The sequence below is a fragment of the Thermus neutrinimicus genome (assembly GCF_022760955.1).
Taxonomy (GTDB): Bacteria; Deinococcota; Deinococci; order Deinococcales; family Thermaceae; genus Thermus; species Thermus neutrinimicus.
Map to the genome: position 1 here is coordinate 43,340 of NZ_JAKTNU010000014.1, position 19,524 is coordinate 62,863.

Annotated in this window: 19 protein-coding genes; 4 read left to right on the plus strand and 15 right to left on the minus strand. The window is 63.2% G+C overall.

Features of this window, described 5'->3' with window-relative positions; translation table 11 throughout:
* Positions 1-47: 47 nt before the first annotated feature.
* The 13 genes from L0C59_RS08655 to L0C59_RS08715 form a co-directional block, all read right to left on the minus strand.
* Positions 48-350 carry a metal-sulfur cluster assembly factor gene (locus L0C59_RS08655; protein ID WP_243090956.1) on the minus strand — a complete coding sequence of 101 codons (303 nt, stop codon included), beginning with the start codon at positions 348-350 and terminating at the stop codon, positions 48-50.
* Positions 347-1,498, minus strand: a complete 1,152-nt coding sequence (locus tag L0C59_RS08660) for a hypothetical protein (protein ID WP_243090957.1) — start codon at positions 1,496-1,498, stop codon at positions 347-349. Before L0C59_RS08660 ends, L0C59_RS08655 begins: the two co-directional genes overlap by 4 nt.
* 56 nt (positions 1,499-1,554) lie before the next feature.
* The gene (locus L0C59_RS08665) at positions 1,555-2,397 is read right to left on the minus strand and encodes a protoglobin domain-containing protein (protein WP_243090958.1); all 843 of its coding nucleotides are present in this window, start codon (positions 2,395-2,397) and stop codon (positions 1,555-1,557) included.
* On the minus strand, positions 2,394-2,831 hold the full coding sequence (locus L0C59_RS08670; RefSeq protein WP_243090959.1) for a hypothetical protein: 438 nt from the start codon (positions 2,829-2,831) through the stop codon (positions 2,394-2,396). Before L0C59_RS08670 ends, L0C59_RS08665 begins: the two co-directional genes overlap by 4 nt.
* 13 nt (positions 2,832-2,844) lie before the next feature.
* Positions 2,845-3,669 (minus strand): DUF2249 domain-containing protein, encoded by an 825-nt coding sequence (locus tag L0C59_RS08675; protein ID WP_243090960.1) that lies wholly within the window; start codon positions 3,667-3,669, stop codon positions 2,845-2,847.
* Positions 3,642-3,860: a DUF2249 domain-containing protein gene (locus L0C59_RS08680; RefSeq protein ID WP_243090961.1), complete on the minus strand. Its 219-nt coding sequence runs from the start codon at positions 3,858-3,860 to the stop codon at positions 3,642-3,644. Before L0C59_RS08680 ends, L0C59_RS08675 begins: the two co-directional genes overlap by 28 nt.
* A 128-nt stretch (positions 3,861-3,988) precedes the next feature.
* Positions 3,989-5,320 carry an MFS transporter gene (locus L0C59_RS08685; protein WP_243090962.1) on the minus strand — a complete coding sequence of 444 codons (1,332 nt, stop codon included), beginning with the start codon at positions 5,318-5,320 and terminating at the stop codon, positions 3,989-3,991.
* The gene (locus L0C59_RS08690; RefSeq protein ID WP_243090963.1) at positions 5,314-6,645 is read right to left on the minus strand and encodes an MFS transporter; all 1,332 of its coding nucleotides are present in this window, start codon (positions 6,643-6,645) and stop codon (positions 5,314-5,316) included. The genes L0C59_RS08685 and L0C59_RS08690 overlap by 7 nt, the downstream gene beginning before the upstream one ends.
* Before the next feature lie 3 nt (positions 6,646-6,648).
* Entirely contained in the window at positions 6,649-7,326 is a 678-nt protein-coding gene (gene narI / locus L0C59_RS08695; protein ID WP_243090964.1) for a respiratory nitrate reductase subunit gamma, read from the minus strand.
* Between the two features lie 3 nt (positions 7,327-7,329).
* Complete coding sequence (locus L0C59_RS08700) at positions 7,330-7,842, minus strand: nitrate reductase molybdenum cofactor assembly chaperone (protein ID WP_243090965.1); 513 nt, start codon at positions 7,840-7,842, stop codon at positions 7,330-7,332.
* A 9-nt stretch (positions 7,843-7,851) separates the two neighbouring features.
* Positions 7,852-9,387 (minus strand): nitrate reductase subunit beta, encoded by a 1,536-nt coding sequence (gene narH / locus L0C59_RS08705; protein WP_243090966.1) that lies wholly within the window; start codon positions 9,385-9,387, stop codon positions 7,852-7,854.
* Positions 9,388-9,402: 15 nt separating this feature from the next.
* Positions 9,403-12,993 carry a nitrate reductase subunit alpha gene (locus L0C59_RS08710; RefSeq protein ID WP_243090967.1) on the minus strand — a complete coding sequence of 1,197 codons (3,591 nt, stop codon included), beginning with the start codon at positions 12,991-12,993 and terminating at the stop codon, positions 9,403-9,405.
* A 2-nt stretch (positions 12,994-12,995) separates the two neighbouring features.
* Positions 12,996-13,790, minus strand: a complete 795-nt coding sequence (locus tag L0C59_RS08715; RefSeq protein ID WP_243090968.1) for a c-type cytochrome — start codon at positions 13,788-13,790, stop codon at positions 12,996-12,998.
* Between the two features lie 98 nt (positions 13,791-13,888).
* On the opposite strand from L0C59_RS08715, the gene L0C59_RS08720 reads away from it, so the two are divergent.
* The 4 genes from L0C59_RS08720 (at position 13,889) to L0C59_RS08730 (ending at position 17,444) form a co-directional block, all read left to right on the plus strand.
* Positions 13,889-15,697: an AfsR/SARP family transcriptional regulator gene (locus tag L0C59_RS08720; RefSeq protein WP_243090969.1), complete on the plus strand. Its 1,809-nt coding sequence runs from the start codon at positions 13,889-13,891 to the stop codon at positions 15,695-15,697.
* A 3-nt stretch (positions 15,698-15,700) separates the two neighbouring features.
* Entirely contained in the window at positions 15,701-16,354 is a 654-nt protein-coding gene (locus tag L0C59_RS08725; RefSeq protein WP_243090970.1) for a Crp/Fnr family transcriptional regulator, read from the plus strand.
* A 141-nt stretch (positions 16,355-16,495) separates the two neighbouring features.
* Positions 16,496-16,867: a cupin domain-containing protein gene (locus tag L0C59_RS11245; protein WP_423247929.1), complete on the plus strand. Its 372-nt coding sequence runs from the start codon at positions 16,496-16,498 to the stop codon at positions 16,865-16,867.
* Between the two features lie 10 nt (positions 16,868-16,877).
* A complete protein-coding gene (locus L0C59_RS08730; RefSeq protein ID WP_243090971.1) occupies positions 16,878-17,444 on the plus strand; it encodes a hemerythrin domain-containing protein in 567 nt (188 codons plus the stop codon).
* Here L0C59_RS08730 and L0C59_RS08735 read toward each other — a convergent pair.
* The gene (locus tag L0C59_RS08735; protein WP_341474748.1) at positions 17,398-18,597 is read right to left on the minus strand and encodes an NAD(P)/FAD-dependent oxidoreductase; all 1,200 of its coding nucleotides are present in this window, start codon (positions 18,595-18,597) and stop codon (positions 17,398-17,400) included. The genes L0C59_RS08730 and L0C59_RS08735 overlap by 47 nt on opposite strands.
* A 59-nt stretch (positions 18,598-18,656) precedes the next feature.
* Complete coding sequence (locus tag L0C59_RS08740; RefSeq protein WP_243090973.1) at positions 18,657-19,352, minus strand: succinate dehydrogenase iron-sulfur subunit; 696 nt, start codon at positions 19,350-19,352, stop codon at positions 18,657-18,659.
* Positions 19,353-19,524 lie beyond the last annotated feature (172 nt).

Genomic DNA, 19,524 nt, shown 5'->3' on the forward strand with positions numbered 1-19,524 from the left:
ACCGCCTATACCCTGAAGGAGGTGGCCGGGGAAGAACCCCCTCTTCCTTAGATCCAGCCCAGAAGCCTTTTGGCCTCCTCGGAAAGCCGGGCTGGGGTCCAGGGGGGTTCAAAGGTGAGCTCCACCTCCACCTCCTCTATTCCCGGGATGCGGCTTAAGGCCTGGCGCACGGCATCCCCCATGCTGTCGTGCAGGGGGCAGCCCGGGGTGGTGAGGGTCATGCGCACGTAGGCCCTGGGGGGTTCCACCTTTAGCTCGTAGATAAGCCCCAGGTTGACCACATCCAGGCCCAGCTCCGGGTCGTAGACCGTCCGCAAAAGGTTCCACGCCTGTTCCTCCAATGGGTTCATCGCCGCATCACCTCCCAAAGGGCATAAACATGGGGAAAAACCCCGGCGAGGTAGATCCACCCCGCCCAGGGAAGGAAGGGAAGAAGAAGCGCCCCTAGGGCCAGCAAGGCCCCCGCCCCATACCCGGCCCTCTCCGGGAGCATCTCCTTAAGCAGGGGCACCTTTTCCTTCCCGGCCCTTGGGGCATACCGGTGGGTCCAGACCAGGAAGGGCAGGATCTTGTAGAGCATCCCCGTCACCACCAGCCCCACGAAGCCCAAGGCAAACCAAAGAGCAGCCCAAATGGGGTTAAAGGGCAGAACCAGAAGGGAAATCCCCAGGAAGAAAAGCCCCAGCAGGTAGTGCCGCACCCCGATATCCAAGGCCCTTTTCATGCGATTTTTGAGGATACGCCAGGTGTCGTAGAGGGCAAGGGCGTAGGAAAGGAGGAGGAGGAGGTAGCCCAGCCTCTCCCCCATGGTCAGACCCAGAAGCCCCAGGTTGGCCGCCCAAAGAAGGAGCCCCAGGACCCGCTCATCCACCCCGTGGGTGAGGGTGAACATGGAAAGGAGCTTGTACCCCACGCCCAGGATGGAAAGGAGGAAAACCCCGCCTAGGCCCGCAAGGAGGTGCCAGGCGAGCCTTTCCGGATCGTAAAGGCCATAGCGCTGGGAAAGTGCCTGGAAAAGCCCTAAAAAGGGGGTGAGGACCAGGTAGAAGACCACCCAGGCCAAGGCGGTGGCCACCCGGTTCCAGCGGGGAGCCTGGCGAAAGGTGAGGTAAGCATGGTAGGCGAAAAAGAGGAGGGCCAAAAGCGTCAAGCCTCCACCTACTGGGACCAAGGAGGGAGTCTGAACAAAGCCCCAGGCCAGTAGCCCCACCCCTAAGCCCCAAAGGACCATCACCGGATACCCCCACTCCGGGCGGTACAGGGGCGCCTCGAGGACCACGGGTAAGAGCTGGTGCAGGGCCCCCAGGAGCACCCCCACCCCAAAGCCCAAAAGGAATAGGTGGGCCATGGCCAAACCCCAAGGGTGGCGGGGTATGAACAGGGCCTCAGGGTGAAGGGCAAATAGGAGGCTTGCCGTTAGGAAAAAGGCCTCCCCCAGGAAGACGAAACCCCCGGGGATGGAGAGGGGGATCACGCGGTTATGGGCGGTGACCAACATCGGCTTAATACTGACCTAGCCGCTCGGGATTGACCATGACCTAGGTCAAAGCCCCCTCAGCGGCCCGGGGGCAGAAGGGTGAGAAGGCTCCCCTCCCCTAAAGGGGTAGCCAGGCCCTCCAGGTAGCGCACATCCCGGCCGTTTAAAAGCACCGTCCAGCGGGGCCTGAGGCGCCAGAGGGTCTTGGGCTCCAACCAAAGCCCCACCTCCTCCTCGGAAGCCAGGGCCTCGAGGGCGAGATCCCTTAGGGCGGGGTTCACGGCAAAGGCCTTAAGGAGAGCCTCCCCCACGCTTCCCGCCCGCAAGGAAAGGGGCCTGGGCAAGGCGGGGTGGGCCAGGCCCAAGGCCTGGAAGCGCACCGCCGCCTTCCCCTCCCTAAGGGCAAGGGCGGCGTCAAACCCTTTCCGCATCACCTCCTCCTGGGCAGAGAGGTAGACGAGCCAGGGGCGCACATCCCGCACCCTCTCCGCCACATACCGCCCCACCTGGGCAAAGGAAAGGCCCACGTACTCGGGGGGGATCATGGCTCCCTTGGGGCCCAAGCCCCCATGCCAGAGCCCTGCCCGGTACACCTCCCGGGCAAACTCCGCCGAGGTGTCCACCCCGATGGCGCGGGCCAGCCAAGCGGAGAAAAAGGCCCGCCTAAGGTAAAGCTCCTCCTCCGGCACCCTACCCTCCCAGCCCAGGGCCCGGGCGGTGCCGGGGTGGCGGCCCAAGTGGTCGTAAACCCCGGCCACAAAGGAAGCGGCCCCCTCCAAAAGCCTCTCCGCGTCCAGGCGCATGGTCCGTTTCTCCTCCTCCCCTAGGCCGCCAAAGGCAAGAAGGTCGGCAAAGACCTCCTCGGGCAAAGGCGGCAGGTCCAGGACAAGGGCTTCCTCGCGCAACACCACCCTTTTCACCCTCCCCTCCTTTCCCTTTCCTCCCGCATTTTCCTCAGCATATCCCCCGTGACCACCCGCCTGTGCATGGCGAAGGCAAAGACCAAGATGGCCAGGAGCTGAAGCCCACCGGACACCGCAAGCCAAGGGCGTAGGCCCTCTTGGCCCAGGAAGTGGAGGGGCTCGAGGACGAGCCTAAGAAGCAGGCCGGCGTTGAGAAGAACGAAGGTAAGCCCCTCAAGGCGATCCTGCCTCAGGCCCCCCGGCCTGGGCATCATCCAGTAGGCCACCCCCATCACCATCTGCAGGAAAAAGCCCACCAGCCCCGCGTGCACATGGGAGGAGCGGAAGGGCCCCACCATGTGGGGGAAAAGGTAAAAGAGGGTCCCTAGGAGGGCGTTGTAGATGAGGTACAAAAGGGCCGCCCGGACGAAGAGGAAATGCCAGAAACCCATGGTCCTAAGAGGCCTACCCTCCTTTTCGGATCAGGATCTTCACCTGCCCCGGGCCCAGGTCCTTGAGAAGGTAGGCGTGCCCCTCCTCCTCCAGGCGGGCCAGGAGGTGCACCGGCCTCCGCACGTGGTGGACCAGGAGCTTCTCCCCGGGCTTTAGCCTCCCCAAAGCCTCCAGGACCCGCATCATGGGCAGGGGGGGCTCGAGGTTCTCCTCAATGGAGACCTCCGCCTGGTAGCTTTCCCAGTCCGCCTCACCTAAGGGGGCGGGGCCAGCTACCACCCCCTCCTCTTCCCTAACCTCCTGGCGGTAAAAGTGCACCCGGTAGTGCTTTTCCCCAAGCTGCTCGCACCAGGCCAAAAAGCCCTTCTTTCCCAACACCTTGTAAAGGGGGATGGGCTCAAAGAGCACCTCCAAAACCAGCTTCTTCCCGGGTCCCACCTCCAGGGCCGCCGCCATGATGGCCTGGAAGGGCTCTCCTCCCTGCTCCAGAATGGGCCGCACGTCCAGGTGAAAGCCCACGGGAGCGGATAGCCAGGGAGGAGGTGGGGTACCAAGGAGGCTTTCCCCTTCCCTGGCGGCCGGCGCCTCCGGCCTGGCCTCCACCCCCAGGGCCCGGTTGAGGCGGGCCACCAGCTCCTCCGGCTCCAGCCCGCCGATCCTGGCCGCCTGGGCCACGGTGACCAGATTGGGCATGGTCCTGCGCAGGAGGGGGTTTTTGAGCTTCTGGAAGGCGGGGCTCGCCTCCACCAGGACCTCGAGGAGCTCTGGCCAGCGCCTCAAGACCTCGGCCACCTTCATCTCGGGCCGAACTACCTCTTCCCAATCCTCACCCGCCATACCTCCGGCCCCTCCTCCAGGTAAGCCCACTCCACCTGCCCAGGCCTTTCCGCCATGAGCTGATAGTAAAGGGGCTTGGGATCGTGGTCGTTGACCAGGACAAAGCTCTCCCCTGCCATTAGGCTGTCAAACAAGGCAAAAATCCTGGGGTGCCGTTCCCGTGGGGGTAGGGTGCGCACATCCAGCTCCATGGCTTAAGCCTCCCCCACCTTTTCCCCATCCGCCATGACCTGGGTCAAGGAAAGGCCCGGGCAAGGGTGCCCTTGCCCGGGCGCTATCCCTATCCCATCTGGGGAAGGACCTTGCTTAGGCCCCGCACTCAGCAGGGCTTCTCCGCCCCCTTGCGGGCGTAGTAGTACCAGTTCAAGAAGAGATTCAAGGCGTAGAAGACCATGAGGCCATAGAAGAAAGCGGTGAAACCCCCCGTGGCCTTCTGGGTGTAGCCGGCAAGGGTGGAAAAGATGAAGGGTCCATAGGCGGCAATAGCCGCGGTCCAGCCGATGACCCCTCCCGCCTGCCTGGGCGGGAAGATCATGGGCATCTGCTTGAAGGTGCTGGCGTTCCCCACCCCGCTGAAGAAGAAAACCAGGAGCATGGAAAGGACAAAGAGGGGAAACTGTTCCAAGGAGGTGGGCCGGGTGAAGAGGGTGACCAGCAGGGCGGAAAGAAAGATGCCGATGGCAGAGACATGGGTGACGATGGCCCCGCCAAAGCGATCGGATATGGGCCCGGCGATGACGCGGGCCAAGGAACCCACCAACGGGCCCAGAAAGGCATACCTCAAGGGGTCTGGGGCCCCGTCAAACTTCCCGTAGACCTCCCGGATCAGAAGGGGAAAGATGGCGGAAAACCCGGAGAAGGAGCCGAAGGTCATGATGTAGAGGCTGGTCATGATCCAGGTGTGCTTGTCGCGGAAGATATCAAACTGCTCGCGAAGGTTAGCGCGAACGGGCACGCTTCGCAAGTAAACCCAGGCCATTATCGTCCCCAAAACTACAAAAGGCACCCAGATGAAGGTGGCGTTTTGCAGCCAGATGGGCTGGGACACCCCGGGCTTAGGGGTGAAGGTCTGAGGACCCCCCAGGAGGGAGCCGAAGAGGGCGAAGCCGATGACCCAGGGGGTCACGAACTGGACCACGGAAACCCCGAAGTTGCCGATCCCCGCCTGCAAACCCAGGGCCGTCCCTTGAAGGCGCTTGGGGAAGAAGTAGCTGGTGGAGGGCATGAAACCGGAGAAGTTCCCCCCGCCGATCCCCGCCAAAAAGGCCAGAAGGAGGAGGACCCAGTAGGGGGTATTCGTGTTCTGTACGGCAAAGCCCCAACCCAGTAAGGGGATGAGCAAAAGCAGGGTGGAAAAGGTCACCAGGTGGCGGGTACCCAGGATGGGGGGCAGGAAGGTCCAGACGATGCGCAAGGTTCCCCCCGCCAACCCCGGCATGGCGGTCAGCCAGAAGAGCTGCAGGGTGGAAAGCTCAAACCCCACCTTGGGAAGCCGCACCACCAAGGCGCTCACCACGAACCAGGTAATGAAGGCCAGGGTGAGGTTGAAGGTGGTGATCCACAGGGTGCGCCAGGCCAAGGCGGGATCCCAGCGCTTGGGATCCTCGGGGTTCCACTCGGGGATCCAGGTACCCTTAGCTACCTTCAGCATGGACGGTCTCCTTTCAGTTCAAACTCGTTCCTAAGGTGCTTGGCCTCCTGCTGCAGGAGTTGGAGCACGGTTATGTGCATCCAAAGGAAGCTGATGGCCGTGAGGAGGAAGAGGACAAAGAAGGTCATCTGGGGTAGGCCGGTCCAGGCCTGGGCATAGGCGAAAAGGGGAGGCAGGAAAAACCCTCCCAAAGCCCCCAGCATGCCCACCAACCCTCCCACCGCCCCCACGTCCTTGGGGAAGTAGGTGGGGATGTGCTTGTAGACCGCGGCCTTACCCACGCCCATCCCCACGCCGATCAGAAAGACCAAAGCGGTAAAGAGCCAAACATTCATGGTGAACTGCATGACCTCCTTAGTCCCCTGCTTGGTGTAGAGGACGATGTGCCCCTCCGGCATCATGAGAACCCCCGAGGCCAGGAGGATGATGCCGAAGGTCCAGTACATGACCCGCCGGGCCCCGAAGCGGTCGGAAAAGTAGCCGCCAAGGGGCCTTAAGAGGCTTGCGGGGAAGATGAAGAGGGCAGTAAGGAGGGCCGCCTCGTGCAGGGGTAGGCCAAAGACATCCACGTAGTACTTGGGGAGCCAGGCGCTTAGGGCCACATATGCCCCGAAGACCACCACGTAGTAAAGGCTGAAGCGCCAGACCCTCACGTACCTAAGCGGCCTTAACATCTCCAGGAAGGGCCTTCCCTGGCCCGGGCGCTTATCCTGTCTGGGGGTGCCGAACCACATGAGAAAGCCCATGAGCACCAGAAGCACCGCATAGAGGAAGGGGACGAAGCGCCAGCCCCCGGGGATCAGCCCCCCCAGGTAGCCCGCTGGCGGGATGCTGGCGATGAGGGCGGGGCCGATGAACTTGGTGACGCTGGCCCCCACGTTGCCTGCGCCAAAGAGCCCCAGGGCAAAGCCCTGCTGCTCCTTAGGGAACCAGGCGGAGTTCCAGGCGATGCCCACGCTGAAGGAGTTGCCGGCAAAGCCCACCAGGAAGGCGTAAAGGAGAAGCTCCTGGTAGCTTCCCGCCCGGGACACCAGATAGGCGGGGATGGCGGTGAAGAAGAGCATAAGGGTGAAAACCAACCGCCCCCCGTACCGGTCGGTGAGGATGCCGGCCAATAGCCGCCACAGGGAGCCATTCAGGATGGCCACCGCCGAGAGCCAGGAAAGCTGGACATCCGTGAGGCCGAACTCCTGGCGGATGGGCACCCCCAGCACCCCGAACATCAGCCACACGGCAAACATCACCGTGAAGCCGATGGTGGAAAGCCAAAGGACCCGAAGCCGTTCGGGACGCTCTTTCTCCAGCTGAACGGGGTCTTGGACCATAGCTCACCTCGCCAGCTTGCGCACCCAGATGACGATCTGCCAAGGCCTCAAGACGTAGCCCAAGGGCACGGTGATGATGTGGACCAGCCGGGAGAAGGGGAAGGCCGCCAGGAAGACCCAGAAGTTAAAGACGTGAAGCTGGGTCCAAAAGGGCAGGTCGGCGATGAGTTCCGGCCTAGGCTGGAGGGTTAGGATGGACCAGAGGTAAGGGGTCATGACCGCGGGGAACCAGTAGCTCCCAAAGCGGTAGAAAAGGGCGGTGAGGACCCCGGAAAGAGCGGACACAAAGATCACCACCAGGACCACATAGTCCATGGAGGTGGATGCTGCCCGCACCCGGGCCACGGAGATCCTGCGGGTGAGGAGCACCCAGGTTCCCACCAAGGCCCAAAGACCAAGGCCAAGGCCAGTGATTTCCAAGAGGTAAAGCCTCAGGGGCACAGCGTTCCAAAGGAGAAGCCCTTTGGGAAGCAAAAGGGCCAGAAGGTGGCCCAAAAGGACCAGGACCAATCCCCAGTGCATGGCCACGGAGCCGAAAAAGAGGCGCTTTTGCTCCAGAAGCTGGCTGGACTGGGCGGAGACGGAAAAGGGCCTATAGACCATGCGGTAGGCGGTGACCGCCACCGCCAAGGTGAGGGCGATGTAGGGGAAGACGCCGAAGAGAAGGGTGTTCCAGTTCATCCTTCACCTCCCTGCCAACACTCCCTGCAAGGCCTCCTGGACCCCCTCGAGGACCAGGAGGTAGGGATTCTTGGCGTCCAGGGTCTTGAGGGTCTTGTGCATCTCTTGGAGGGCCTTGGGCAGGATCTCCACGAGCTCGGGAAGGGGGTTTTCCGAGCGGGCCAGGTAGCGGAGGACGTTGGCCAAGTGGTCGGGAAGCTCGCTCCCCGGGTCCAGGTTGATCTCCCGAAAGGCCCGCACCAAGGCGGCCAAAAGCTCCCCCCGCTGGTAGCTTTCCCCGTAGACGGCAAAGCCCACATAGGGGGCGGTGGTGGGGGTGAGGTCCAGGGTGCGGGTGTAGAGCTCCTCCCACTCCCCCAGGGAAAGCTCCTCCACCTGGCGCAGGAAGCGCTCCAGCTTCTGCTTGGCAGGCCCACGGGGGCAGCCGATCCAGCGCCGCCAGAGCTCCTCCAGGCGCCCCGGCATGGGGTAGTCCAGGGCCAGGGCCAAGGTTTCCAAAAGGGTGCCGTTGCCCATGGCTTCCTCCTACTCCCCCCTCAAGGGCGGCTGGATGTAGCCGAAGCCCGTCTCCCCCTTGTGGGCCAAGGGGTCCTTCCAGACCTCGGCCGCCATCTCCCGGTGGTAGGGGGGCAACACGAAGCGCTCCTCCAAGGTGGGGAGGGTGGTGAGGCGGTAGATGGCCTCGGCCTCCTCGAGGGTGAGCCCCGCATCCCGCAAGACCTTCTGGGCCTTCTCCGTCACGCCGCCTTCTAGGCTTTCCTGCCTTTTCAGTATGCGCACCGCCAGCATCTTCTTAAGGGCGGGCACGATGAGGCTTTCGTTGCCGGCAGTGAAGAGGTTGGCCAGGTACCTCACCGGCATCCTTGCCTTTTCCAGGCTTTCGTAGACCTCAAAGTCCAGGTCGGTTTCGGGAATGTCCAACCGCACCAGGCCCTCCCTCCCCTGGCTAACCCTTAAGGCCTTCTCCAGGGTGGACACCACCGGGGAAAGGGGCGGGACGTAGAACATCATGGCCAGGGTGCGGTACTCGGGGTGCAGGGGGAAGGCCAGCCCCCAAACCTTCACGAACTTGTAGATGGGGGAGTTCTGGGCCGCCTTGATCCAGCCGTCATCAATCCCCTCGGCCTTGGCGGCGGCGATGACCTCAGGGTCAAAGGGATCCAGGATGATCCCAAGCTGGGACTCCACCAGCCGGTCGTCGGGCACCATGGCCGCCTCAGGGATGCGGTCGGCATCGTAAAGGAGCACCCCCATGTAGCGGATCCGCCCCACGCAGGAATGGGCGCAGGCCGGGGCCTGGCCGGTTTCCAACCGGGGGAAGCAGAGGATGCACTTCTCGCTCTTCCCCGTGGCCCAGTTGTAGTAGACCTTCTTGTAGGGACAGGCGGCCACGCACATCCGCCAAGCCTTGCACTTGTTCTCGTTGACCAACACCACCCCGTCCTCTGCCCGCTTGTAGATGGCCCCGGTGGGACAGGCGGCCACGCAAGCTGGGTTCAGGCAGTGGTTGCAGATGCGGGGCAGGTACTGGAAGACCACCCCCTCGATCTCGGAGAGCTGGGCCCGAACCTCGGGGTCCAGGCCCTTTAGGTTGGGGTCATTGGCGGCATAGAGGGGGCTTCCCCCAAGGTCGTCGTCCCAGTTGGGACCGGCCCCCGGGGTCATCACCTCCCCGGTGATCATGGAGACAGGCACCGCCGTGGGCTGGTCCTCCCCTTCCGGGCTGGTAAAGAGGTCGTTATAGCGGAAGGTGTAGGGCTCGTAGTAGTCGTCCAGGGAGGGCAAGGCGGGGTTGAAGAAGAGGCGTAAAAGCCCCTGGGTGCGGGAGTGCAGGCGGAGATCCAAGTGGCCATCCTTGTACTCCCAGCCCCCCCGGAAGCGCTCCTGGTCCTCCCAACCCGTGGGGTAACCGGCCCCGGGCCGGGTCTCCACGTTGTTCCACCACATGTACTCCGCACCCTTGCGGTCCGTCCAGAGGTTCTTGCAGGCGATGGAGCAGGTGTGGCAACCGATGCACTTGTCCAGATGGAAGAGCATGGACATGTGGGCTCTAACCTTCATGGCCTTCCTCCTTTCTCACCACTCCGGGGGCCGCTCCAGCTTGCGCACGAAGACCCAGGTGTCCCGGTTCACCCCCACCGGCCCCCAGTAGTTGAAGGCGTAGGTGAACTGGGCGTAGCCGCCGGACATCAAAACGGGCTTGAGGCGGGCCCGGGTGATGGAGTTGTTCATCCCGGCCCGCTTGCCCCTTAAGGGGCTTTTGGGGATGCTCACCGTGCGCTCGGTGGCGTGGTAGACGAAGACGGTTCCCCTGGGGATGCGGGCAGAGACGATGGCCCTTTGCACGAAGACCCCGTTGTCGTTGAAAAGCTCCACCCAGTCGTTGTCCCGTATGCCCAGCTCCGCCGCATCCTTGTCGTTGAGCCAGACCGGGTAGCCTCCCCGGGAGAGGGTCATCATGCGGTGGTTCTCCGAGTAGGTGGAGTGGATGGACCACTTCCCGTGAGGGGTGATGTAGTTGAGGAGCTTGCCCTGGGCCTCCTTGGCGCTCTTCTCCGTTTCCTGGAGCATGAGGACATCCGGCCGGGGCTTGTAGGTGGGCAGGTGTTCGCCGAAGGCCAGGTAGTTGGGGTGGTCCAGGTAGAAGTGCTGCCTGCCCGTAAGCGTCCGCCAGGGGATGAGGCGCTCCACGTTTAAGGTGTAGGGGCTATAGGCCCGGCCCTGGTTGATGATGGCGCTCCAGGTGGGGGTGGTGAGCTGGCGGCGGGGCTGGGCCACCAGGTCCTTAAAGGAGATGCGCACATGGCGGTTGCCCTCGGCCAGATCGGTCAGCCTGACCCCGGTCTTCTTCTCCTCGTCCAGGAAGGCCCGGTAGGCCAGCTCCCCGTTGGAAACCGGGTCCAGGAAGAGGATGGCCTCGGCCACCTGGCGGGCCTCCTCGAGGCTCGGCCGCTTCTCCCCCTGGAAGAACCGGGGCTGGCGCTCGGCAAGCTCCTTGTAGAAGTCCTCCACGGGGATGGTAAGGCCGTGCATCCCCACCCCCACCTTCTCCACCACCGGCCCCAGGGTGACCATCTTCTCGTAGAGCGCGGTGTAGTCCCGCTCCACCACCCGGAACTTGGGCATGGTCTTGCCGGGGATGGGCTCCACTTCCCCTTTCTTCCAGTCCCGGTCCTCGGCCTGGGCCAGCTCGTCCGGGGTGTCGTGCTGTAAGGGGATCATGACCAGGTCCTTCACCGGGGTGGGCAGGTGGAGGCGGGCCAGTTCGGAAACCTTCTTGGCGATGGCCTTAAAGATCTCCCAGTCCGGCTTGGACTCCCAAGCGGGGGGCACCGCCGCCTGCAAGGGGTTGATGAAGGTGTGCATGTCGGTGGTGTTGATGTCGTCCTTCTCGTACCAGGTGGCGGCGGGAAGGACGATGTCGGAGTAGAGGGCGCTGGTATCCATGCGGAAGTTGAGGTCCACCACCAGATCCAGCTTCCCCTCGGGGGCGGGCTTGCGGTAGACCACCTCCTGTACCTGGCCCTCCGCCCTCTCCTCGGCGATGGTGTTGGTGTGGGTGCCCAGGTAGTGCTTCAGGAAGTACTCGTGCCCCTTGGCGCTGGTGCCGATGGCGTTCCCCCGCCAGATGAACCAGACCCTGGGCCAGTTCTCGGGGGCATCGGGGTCCTCCACCGCGAACCGCAGCTCTCCCCGCTTAAGGGCCTCAACCACGTACTGGACGATCTCCGCCTCGGTCTTGGCTCCCCGGGCCTCCGCCTCCTTGACCACCTCCAAGGGGCTCTTGTTGAACTGGGGGAAGAAGGGGAGCCACCCTTTGCGCACCGCCCGCACCTGGTGGTCCACGGTGTGGTCCGTTAGGCCTGCCGCCGTCTTGTCGTAGGCGGAAAAACCCCGCTCGTAGCGCCACTGGTCTGAGTGGACGTAGTGGAAGCTGGGGGTGTTCTGCTGCCTGGGGGGGTAGCCCCAGTCGGTGGCGAAGGCAATGGGGCCCCAGGAGGCCTGGTTGGCCAGCTTCTCCTGCCCCACATAGTGGGCCAGGCCCCCGCCGTTCACCCCCACGCTCCCCGTGAGCATGAGGGCCACAATCCCCGCCCGGTACATGAGGTTGTTGTGGTACCAGTGGTTGACGCCCGCCCCGATGATGATGAGGTTCTTCCCCTTGGTCTTGAGGCCGTTTTCCGCCCAGGAGCGGGCGTACTTGAGAAGGGTATCCCGGTGGATCCCGGTCCACTTCTCCTGCCAGGCGGGGGTGTAGGGCAGGTCATCCCCGTAATCCCTGGGGTAATCCCCCGGAAGGCCCCGCCCCACCCCGAACTGGGCCATGAGGAGGTCAAAGACTGTGGCCACCGCCACCTTTTCCCCGTCCCCCGTCACCACGTACTTGACGGGCACGCCCCGCTTGCGCTTTTGGTCGGAGGAGAAATCGTCAAACTCCAGAAGCAGGACCTCGTCCTCCACCCCCAGGAGGCTTAGGCGGGGGTTTAAGGGCTCGCCGGTTCTGGGGTCTTCCAACTTCAGGTTCCACTTGCCCTTCTCCTTCTGCCAGCGGAAGCCGATGGTCCCCCCGGGCATCCTGGGACCCCTTTCCTCATCCCAGAGGAGGAGCTTGAAGTCCCCGTTCTCCTCCTCGGCGTATTCCGAAAGGCGGTTGGCCCTGAGGTAACGCCCGGGGCGGCCATCCCGAATCTCGATCAGGAGGGGAGCGTCGGTGTACCGCTTCAGGTAGTCCAGGAAGTAGGGCACCTCCCGCTCGGCGTAGTACTCCTTGAGCAGGACGTGGTTCACCGCCATCCAGAAGGCCCCATCCTGGCCGGGGTTAATGGGGATCCACCAGTCGGCGTACTTGGAAACCTGGGAGAAGTCGGGGCTGAAGACGGTGAGCTTGGCCCCTGCATGCCGCACCTCGGAGATGAAGTGGGTGTCGGGGGTACGGGTCATGTTGAGGTTGGAGCCCATCACCGCGATGAAACGGGCGTTGTACCAGTCGGCGGACTCGTGGACATCCGTCTGTTCTCCCCAAATCTCGGGGGAGGCGTTGGGCAGGTCGCAGTACCAGTCGTAGAAGCTCATGGGCACGCCGCCCAAAAGGGAGAGGAAGCGGCTTCCGGCGGCGTAGGAGATCTGGCTCATGGCGGGGATGGGGGAGAAACCGATGACCCTATCGGGGCCATAGCGCTTCACCGTGGAAACCACGGCGGCGGCGATGAGTTCCAGGACCTCATCCCAGCTGGCCCGCCTGAAACCCCCTTTACCGCGGGCCTTCTGGTAGCGCTTGCGCTTATGGGGATCGTTCTGGATGGCCTCCCAGGCGGCCACGGGGTCAGGGTGCTGTTTCTTGGCTTCCCGCCAGAGGTCCAGAAGGGCCCCCTTGGCGTAGGGGTACTTCACCCGGATGGGGCTATAGAGGTACCAGCTGAAGCTGATGCCCCGCTGGCAACCCCTGGGCTCGTAGGGGGGAAGGCCGGCCTCGAGGCTCGGGTAATCCGTGGCCTGAAGCTCCCAGGTGACCACGCCGTCCTTGACGAAAACCTCCCAGGAGCAAGAACCCGTGCAGTTCACCCCGTGGGTGGTGCGCACCCGCTTATCGTGTTGGAAACGGTTGCGGTAAAACTCCTCCCACTTCCTTTCCGCCGGGCTCTCTATTTCCTTGATCCAACCCTTCATGTTTACCTCCTAAGCTGGCTCTGGATACGTTCCGCCAGGCTCTTGGGCCTAAGCTGCCAGAGGATGGCCTGGTAAAGTAACAAGAGTCCCAAGAGGACCAATCCCGCCAACAAGAACCGACCCAGATACAGGGAAGCGGGCCTGGGCACCTCGTTGGACACCTGGGCCAAGAAGGCGGCCAGCGCCGCCGCCTCCACCTCGGTGAGGGCCTTTCCCTTGTAGGCTTCCCGCATCACGGGGAAAGCGGGATTCTGCAAGAGGGCCGTAAGCCCCGCCTCGCCCCCCAGGCGCTTGGCGGCATCCGTGAGGTCCTTGCCCATGGAACCCCCACCCAGGAAGCCCGCCCCCGCCACCGTGTGGCAGGCCTGGCAGGGCGCCCCGCCGTTTTGCAGGGCCTTCTGGCCCAGATAAAGGGCCCGGCCCAAAGCGGGATCCCCTTGGACCTGAGGCGCGGGCGCTTGGGCCTCGGCTTGCGCACCCGCTAAACCCTTTAGATGCTGGGCGATGGCCCGGGCCTCGGCCTCGGACACCTGGGGCATGGGGGGCATGACCCCGCTGTAGGCCACCCCGTTCACCTCCAGCGGGCCAGAAAGCCCTTCCCGCACTACCTTCACCACATAGGCCTCGTCCTGTACCTTGGGGTTCCCCGCCAAGGGGGGAATGGCCCCGGGGATACCCTGCCCCTCTGCGCCATGGCAAGCAGCGCAGTGCTGGCCGTAAAGGGCCTTCCCATCCTGGGCCAAAGCCAGGGATAGGGCCAGGAGCAAGGCCAGGGGAAAGAAGCGTTTGCCCTTCATCCTCACCTCCAAGGGCTAGGATGACCGGTTGGCCTTGCGCGGACTGGCACGGCTCGGGACATATGTCCTACCTGAAGGGGGTATACACTGGGGAGGCGATGAAACCCCTGGCCCGGCTAAGGCTAGACCCCAACGGGCTAGCCACGGTCCTCGAGGCCGACCCCTCCTTGGGCCTGGAGGGAAGCGGCCTTCCCTGTGCCCTTCTGATCCAGGGGCAGGATCCCTTTGGCCGTCCCCTTTGTTCCCGCTGCCCGGTGCAGCGGGAGCTCAAGCGGGGAGCTTACCGGGCCAGCACCCCCCTCCTTCTGCAAGGCAGGCGCCTCCGCTGCCAGGGCTACCGGGAAAAGGAGGGTTTTCTGGTGGAACTCTATCCCGAACGGGCCGAACCCCCCGACCTGCTTCTGGAGCTCTCCCACCTCACCCAGCACCTCCTGCAAAGCCCCGAGCGGTTCCCCGAGGCCCTGGAGGACTTCCTAAGAGCCCTGCGCCTGGCCTTGGGTATGGAGGCCGCCGAGCTATTCCTGGTGGACCCCGAGGAGCACCACCTGATCCTTACAGCCTACGAGGGCCTTCACCGCGAGGCCTTTCTGGAAAGGCCTTGGTTCCAGCTGGGGGAAGGCTACCCCGGCATCGTGGCCTTGAAGCGGGAACCCCTCTTCACCCACACCTTGGGGGAAGATCCCCGATATCTGCGCCAAAAGGTAAAGCGGCTGGGCTATCAAACGTATATTTGCTACCCCCTGGAGCTTCCCCAAGGGCTCATCGGGGTCCTGAACCTGGCCTCCCGCGATCCGAAGCTGGACCACCAGGACCCTTTGGAAACCCTCTCCCGCATCGGCCCCCTCTTCGCCAGCACCCTGTATACCCTTCTTACCCGGCTGGGAGAGGTGGGCCTACAGGCCCTCCACCAACACCTTTACCGGGGCGAGGTCTCTGAGGCCCGGTTATCCTTCCTAAAGGAGATCCGGCACCTCACCCAGGCTACCGGGGTCCGGGTGGTGGCCCGTGGCGGGGAGCGGTGGGAGATGGGTATGGTTCCCGCCTGCGCCATGCGGGACTGCCCCGCCTGGAAAGGGGTGGTGGTGGGCTACAAGAATGGGCTTCCCGACTGCCCCGAAGCCCAGGGGCGCCCCAGGACCTGCCTGCCCCTTTGGGCCCGGGGGGAGGTGGTGGCCATGGTCACCCTATTCCACGCCCGTCCCCCCAAGCCCGCCACCCGCCCGGCAGCCCCTGCCCTGTGGTTCTCCAGGCTGGCGGTTCCCTTTCTCTTTCCCTCCAGCAGCCAGGAAAAGGCCAGCTCCCCGGAGCTGGAAGTTTACGCCCTAGGGCAGTTCCGCCTGCGGTATCGGGGGAAGGAGCTCACCCCCAAAAGCTTCGGGCGGGGTGGAGCGTACCAGCTTTTCAAGTACTTTCTGGCCAACAAGGACCGGGCTCTTTACGTGGACGAGCTCTGCGAAACCCTTTGCCCTCACCTGCCCCCGGAAAAGGCCAGGCAGGAGCTTTACACCCTGGTCTACCACCTGCGTAAAACCCTGCCCGGCATTGTGGAGCGGGAAGGCGAGTACTATCGCCTGAAACTCCCCGAAGACCGCTTCCTGGACTTTGAGCGCTTTGAGGAGCTCATGCGCAAGGCCGACCTCGAGGACGGGCTCTCCGCCTTCAAAACCCTGCGGCAGGCCCTGGAGCTCTACAAAGGCCCTCTTTTCGGGGACGATCCTTATGGGGAGTGGGCGGAGGCGGAAAGAAACTACCTACAGGACCGGGCCCTCTCCGGCCTCCTGCGCCTGGGGGAGTTGGCCGAGGCTTTGGGCTACTTGGAGGTGGCCAAGGAAGCCTACGCCCGGGCCTTGAAGCTGGAGCCCTTCCTGGAGGATGCGCAGAAGCGCTTGGCCCTCCTAAAGGGGTAGGCGGTGGACCTCAGGCTGGTTCCCCTCTTCCGCGACCTGGCATCAGAGGACCTTGCGGCCCTGGAGCAAGAAGCCCAGGCCAGGCGGCTCAAACGGGGCCAGGTGCTCTTCCTCGAGGGGGAGCCCGTGCGCTCCCTCTTCGTGGTGGAGAGGGGCCTCATCAAGGTGTACAAGCTGGACCCCGAGGGGCGCAAGCAGGTAGTGCTCCACCTGGAAGGCCCGGGACGGGTCCTGGCCGAGGTGGCCCTCTTCCTGGACCGGCCCACCTACCCCGCCAGCGCCGAGGCCCTGGAGGATAGCCAGGTCCTGGCCATCCCCAAGGAACGCTTTTTCCAGCTGGTGGATTCCCGGCCTCCCTTAGCCCGGGCCCTGATCCGGTACCTGGCCCGCCGCCAGGGACAGCTTCTGCACCTCCTAGACCGCCTGGTCTTCCACGAGGTGCGGGAGAGGCTTTGCGAGTTCCTCCTGCAGAAGCTGGCGGAGGAAGGCCAAGGCTTCCACCTCCCCACCAATCCGGAGCTCGCTGCCCTCTTGGGCACCGTGCCCGAGGCGGTTTCCCGCAACCTAGGCCAGCTGTACCGTCAGGGCCTCATTCGGCTTAAGGGAAGGCGGGTGGAGGTTCCCGATCCCCAGGCTTTAAGGGGGTTGATTAAGTGACACTAGCCACTCCTCTTCCCGAGGGATCAAAGTCTCCGGACTAGCTCAAGCTATCTTGGCTGCGGAATCCTTTCACCGGAGCCCCCATGACCTGGGTCATGGTCAGGACACCCATATTGGCCCCACCATTAAACCATGGCAATGGGCAGGTATTTCTTTCAGGCCCAATACGAGAAACTTGTGCACTACAACAAAGAACGCTTTAACACCGTTGTCTTGGGAGATGGGGCCCACCTCAAAGCCTTACTCACCACCTTTCTCCCTGGCCAGTTTATTCCCTTGCATACCCCTGGCGTGGACTTAGCGCTTTTAGTCCTCAGGGGAAAAGGATGGCTAGTAATTGGGGAAAGAGAAATGGAACTTGGCCCCGGAAGCGTGGCCTTGGTGCCCCAAGGCATCCGGCGGGGTATCCGAGCCACCACCAGGATGGTCCTCTTCCAGGTGGTAGCTCCTCCACCCACCGAGTCCGATCACACCGAGGTACAAAGCAAGTTGGCAAGAGGGGTGTTTTGAAAGGATGCCTATGGTTACCATCTTTCAAGGCAAACGGCTGGTGCGCCCCGGGGGAAAAGTCCAGATCCTGGACCTGCAACCTGGGGTAGAGGTCCCCATAGAGGTCCGGAGGGGTGAGGACGTCCTGCTGGCTCCCCTTCGGGGCGGGTTAAGGCTTCTCTTCTGGAGAAAGGCGGTGGAGGTAGAGGTGGGGAAGGTAGCGCGCCTGCACCGGGGAAGGCTTGTCCTAAAGGCTGCCGAAGGGGCAAGGGTCCTTCTCGTGACCCTGGGGGTTTCCCCTGATACCCTGGCCCAAGACCACGAGCGCTTTTTGGCCCTCCTCGAGGCCCTTCCCACGAGGGAAGCGGCAGAGGTTCTTGCCCGCAAGCTGGAGGAACATATCGCCAAAGAGGAGGCCCTTTACTACCCCACCCTTTCCCCGGGGAAGCTAAAGGAGCGGCTTCTGGAGCATCGGCTCCTAAGAGAGCTTTTGGCAGAGCTTCTCACTGCCCTGAAGGAAAACCGGCCCACCGAAGGCATCGTCCAGCGATTCAAGACGGCTCTTCTGGCCCATTCCGAGGCGGAACTGGAAGGATAAGGGAATTTTCATGAAGTGGCCCGCCGGGTGCCAGTCCCTGCAGGAGGATCCGCACCCCTGGTTCCCTAAAGAAATAGGTGTAAGCCCAATCCAAAAGCACCAGGAGCCGGTTGCGGAAACCCACCAGCCCGGCAAGGTGCACCAAAGCCCAAAGGAGCCATGCGGGCAGGCCATAAAACCCCAGCCTCCCCATCTGGGCCACGGCCCGATGGCGCCCAATCACCGCCAGCTGGCCACGATCCCGGTAATGAAAGGGCAAGGGCTCCTTCCCCTGCATGGCCCGCACCAAGTTGAGCGCAGCATGCCGCCCCTGCTGCAAGGCCACGGGGGCTAGCTGCGGCCAGGGCAAGCCGTTGAGGTCCCCCACCACGTACACCTCGGGGTGCCCAGGAAGGCGCAGGAAAGGATCCGTTGGAACCCGCCCCTTGGGGTCCACAGGAAGCCCTAAAGGAGCCTTTCCCTTAACCCCCACTGCCCACAGGATCAGGTCCCCTGCCACGAAGTCCCCGCCCTGCAAGCGGACCCACCCGGCCGATACGTGTGCCACCTTCGCTTCAAGTCGAACCTCCACCCCTAGATGTTCCAAAGCCCTTAGGGCATAACGGGAAAGGCCTAGGTTAAAGGAGGGCAGGAGCCGCTCTCCCGCTTCCAAAAGGGTCACCCTTGCTCCAGGCACCTCCGGATAGTCCCGGGGAAGCACGTGGCGGAGGAACTCCGCTAGCGCCCCGGCTAGTTCCACTCCTGTCGGTCCTCCTCCCACCACCAAGACGCGGAAGGGAACCCTTTTGTGGGCGGCCTCTTCCAAGCAGGAAAGCAGAGCGTACCGGATTCTAAGGGCATCCTCGAGGGTCTTCAAAGGGTAGGTATGGGCTGTGACCCCAGGTACTCCCAGGTGGTGAGGCTTGCTTCCCGTAGCCACGACCAGGTACTGATAGGGACACTTTACCCCACCAGTCAGCAGCAAGTGGCGCTTCTTTAAGTCTACCGCCTCTACCTGAGCTAGGAGGAAGCGGCCTCCCTTTAGCAGGGACCGCAGAGGGTGGGCAACGGCGGGGGCCTCCAAAAAGCCGGTAGCGACTTGGTAGAGAAGAGGCTGGAACAGGTGATGATTTCTGGCGTCCACGAGGAGGTAGGGGATTCCGAACTGGGCCAAAACCCTGGCCGCCGCCAGGCCAGCAAATCCACCCCCAACAACAACCACTTGGGGCTCCATTAGCTGGCCTCCTCCAAGATCCGCCTCTTTACTTCGGTGATCAACCGGTTTACGTCAATCCCCCTGGGGCAGGCCTCAGTACAGTTATGGGCGTTCCGGCAGCGCCATATCCCATTCCTTCCACCCAGCCAGCCCCTAACCCTCTCGGCAAAACCCAGGTCCCGGGAATCAAAGAGGAAACGATGGGCTTGGACAATGGCAGCAGGCCCGATGTACTGACCATTAACCCAGTATACAGGGCAGCTTGAGGTGCAAGCAGCGCAGAGGATACAACGGGTACCCTCCTCATACCGGGCCAGCTCTTTTGGGGTCTGGAGTCGCTCGCCAACTGGCGGCGCCCCACCGTTGATAAGGTAAGGCTTTACCGCCCGGTAACTGGTAAAGAAGGGCTCCATGTCTACCACCAGATCCTTGACGGGCGGCAGGGCCTTAAGGGGCTCTATCCGTATCCTTGGGCCCAGATCCCCGACCAGGGTCTTGCAGGCCAAACGGTTCCGCCCGTTGATGGTCATGGCATCGGAACCACAGACCCCCTGGCCGCAAGAGTAACGGAAGGTCAAAGTGCCGTCTATGCCGCCCTTAACCCTAATAAGAAGGTCTAGCACCCGGTCCCGGGGACTTGCCTCTAGGATATACCTGGCCCAGTAGGGATCCTCTCCTAAATTTCGTCTCAGGATTGCGATTTCCACCCTCATGGCTTTTCCACCAAGAAGCGATGGTAGCGAAAGGGAAAGATACCCTGTTTCTAATGCTTAAGGAGGCGATAACCGTACTTGGTAGCCCAAGCAGGCACCTCGTAAGGAGCGTAGATAAGTGCCCTCCCACTAAAAAACCACCTCTACTCCCCCTAACGCCCGCAAGGCCAAC

What these genes read in the sequence shown, in the direction of transcription:
- L0C59_RS08655 (WP_243090956.1), bottom strand. Translation starts at nt 350, where the DNA reads ATGAACCCATTGGAGGAACAGGCGTGGAACCTTTTGCGGACGGTCTAC.
- L0C59_RS08660 (WP_243090957.1), bottom strand. Translation starts at nt 1,498, where the DNA reads ATGTTGGTCACCGCCCATAACCGCGTGATCCCCCTCTCCATCCCCGGG.
- L0C59_RS08670 (WP_243090959.1), bottom strand. Translation starts at nt 2,831, where the DNA reads ATGGGTTTCTGGCATTTCCTCTTCGTCCGGGCGGCCCTTTTGTACCTC.
- L0C59_RS08675 (WP_243090960.1), bottom strand. Translation starts at nt 3,669, where the DNA reads ATGGCGGGTGAGGATTGGGAAGAGGTAGTTCGGCCCGAGATGAAGGTG.
- L0C59_RS08680 (WP_243090961.1), bottom strand. Translation starts at nt 3,860, where the DNA reads ATGGAGCTGGATGTGCGCACCCTACCCCCACGGGAACGGCACCCCAGG.
- L0C59_RS08685 (WP_243090962.1), bottom strand. Translation starts at nt 5,320, where the DNA reads ATGCTGAAGGTAGCTAAGGGTACCTGGATCCCCGAGTGGAACCCCGAG.
- L0C59_RS08690 (WP_243090963.1), bottom strand. Translation starts at nt 6,645, where the DNA reads ATGGTCCAAGACCCCGTTCAGCTGGAGAAAGAGCGTCCCGAACGGCTT.
- narI (WP_243090964.1), bottom strand. Translation starts at nt 7,326, where the DNA reads ATGAACTGGAACACCCTTCTCTTCGGCGTCTTCCCCTACATCGCCCTC.
- L0C59_RS08700 (WP_243090965.1), bottom strand. Translation starts at nt 7,842, where the DNA reads ATGGGCAACGGCACCCTTTTGGAAACCTTGGCCCTGGCCCTGGACTAC.
- narH (WP_243090966.1), bottom strand. Translation starts at nt 9,387, where the DNA reads ATGAAGGTTAGAGCCCACATGTCCATGCTCTTCCATCTGGACAAGTGC.
- L0C59_RS08710 (WP_243090967.1), bottom strand. Translation starts at nt 12,993, where the DNA reads ATGAAGGGTTGGATCAAGGAAATAGAGAGCCCGGCGGAAAGGAAGTGG.
- L0C59_RS08715 (WP_243090968.1), bottom strand. Translation starts at nt 13,790, where the DNA reads ATGAAGGGCAAACGCTTCTTTCCCCTGGCCTTGCTCCTGGCCCTATCC.
- L0C59_RS08720 (WP_243090969.1), top strand. Translation starts at nt 13,889, where the DNA reads ATGAAACCCCTGGCCCGGCTAAGGCTAGACCCCAACGGGCTAGCCACG.
- L0C59_RS11245 (WP_423247929.1), top strand. Translation starts at nt 16,496, where the DNA reads ATGGGCAGGTATTTCTTTCAGGCCCAATACGAGAAACTTGTGCACTAC.
- L0C59_RS08730 (WP_243090971.1), top strand. Translation starts at nt 16,878, where the DNA reads ATGGTTACCATCTTTCAAGGCAAACGGCTGGTGCGCCCCGGGGGAAAA.
- L0C59_RS08740 (WP_243090973.1), bottom strand. Translation starts at nt 19,352, where the DNA reads ATGAGGGTGGAAATCGCAATCCTGAGACGAAATTTAGGAGAGGATCCC.